At 51.6% G+C, this 874-nt stretch carries 8 tRNA genes and 1 rRNA gene; all 9 read right to left on the bottom strand.

Annotated elements, in window-relative coordinates:
• Position 1: 1 nt before the first annotated feature.
• Positions 2-75, bottom strand: a tRNA-Arg gene (locus tag D8792_RS10870).
• Positions 76-93: 18 nt separating this feature from the next.
• Positions 94-179: transfer RNA gene (locus D8792_RS10865), tRNA-Leu, on the bottom strand.
• Between the two features lie 5 nt (positions 180-184).
• Positions 185-256, bottom strand: a tRNA-Gly gene (locus tag D8792_RS10860).
• Between the two features lie 17 nt (positions 257-273).
• A tRNA-Thr gene (locus tag D8792_RS10855) sits at positions 274-346 on the bottom strand.
• Positions 347-361: 15 nt separating this feature from the next.
• Positions 362-443 (bottom strand) — tRNA-Leu (locus tag D8792_RS10850).
• 5 nt (positions 444-448) lie between these two features.
• Positions 449-521 (bottom strand) — tRNA-Lys (locus tag D8792_RS10845).
• 30 nt (positions 522-551) lie between these two features.
• A tRNA-Asp gene (locus D8792_RS10840) sits at positions 552-624 on the bottom strand.
• Positions 625-628: 4 nt separating this feature from the next.
• Positions 629-701 (bottom strand) — tRNA-Val (locus D8792_RS10835).
• Between the two features lie 29 nt (positions 702-730).
• Positions 731-846: ribosomal RNA gene (rrf, locus tag D8792_RS10830) — 5S ribosomal RNA — on the bottom strand.
• Positions 847-874: the final 28 nt, after the last annotated feature.

Raw genomic sequence — 874 nt, 5'->3', positions numbered from 1 at the left:
ATGCACCCTAGAGGAGTCGAACCTCTAACCGCCTGATTCGTAGTCAGGTACTCTATCCAGTTGAGCTAAGGGTGCCCTGTCGCATATCCGCTATGCCGAGGACCGGAATCGAACCGGTACGATCGTTACCAATCGCAGGATTTTAAGTCCTGTGCGTCTGCCAGTTCCGCCACCCCGGCCTCAAAGCGAACGACGGGATTCGAACCCGCGACCCCCACCTTGGCAAGGTGGTGTTCTACCACTGAACTACGTTCGCATCTCTATCCAAAAAAATGCCGGCTACATGACTTGAACACGCGACCCTCTGATTACAAATCAGATGCTCTACCAACTGAGCTAAGCCGGCTCATTTATATTTCTATGCGGGTTAAGGGACTTGAACCCCCACGCCCTAAAGCGCCAGATCCTAAATCTGGTGCGTCTGCCAATTCCGCCAAACCCGCGCTTATGACCCGTACTGGGCTCGAACCAGTGACCCTTTGATTAAAAGTCAAATGCTCTACCAACTGAGCTAACGAGTCTTTCTTCTTGAAACTGTCTAACAATTCCAACGGTCCCGACGGGAATCGAACCCGCGATCTTCGCCGTGACAGGGCGACGTGATAACCGCTACACTACGGGACCTATATGGGAGTTAACGGGATCGAACCGCTGACCCTCTGCTTGTAAGGCAGATGCTCTCCCAGCTGAGCTAAACTCCCAAAAAGGAAGCACTCCGACTTCCTATCCTGCTAAGCGACTACCATATCTCACAGGGGGCAACCCCCAACTACTTCCGGCGTTCTAGGGCTTAACTTCTGTGTTCGGCATGGGTACAGGTGTATCTCCTAGGCTATCGTCACTTAACTTGCTGAATTAACTTACAATATCTTAT

It is taken from the genome of Streptococcus cristatus, from assembly GCF_003943505.1.
Classification (GTDB): Bacteria; Bacillota; Bacilli; order Lactobacillales; family Streptococcaceae; genus Streptococcus; species Streptococcus cristatus_E.
Note: the sequence above shows the minus strand (reverse complement) of the source record. Positions and strands in the feature narration are given on the sequence as shown.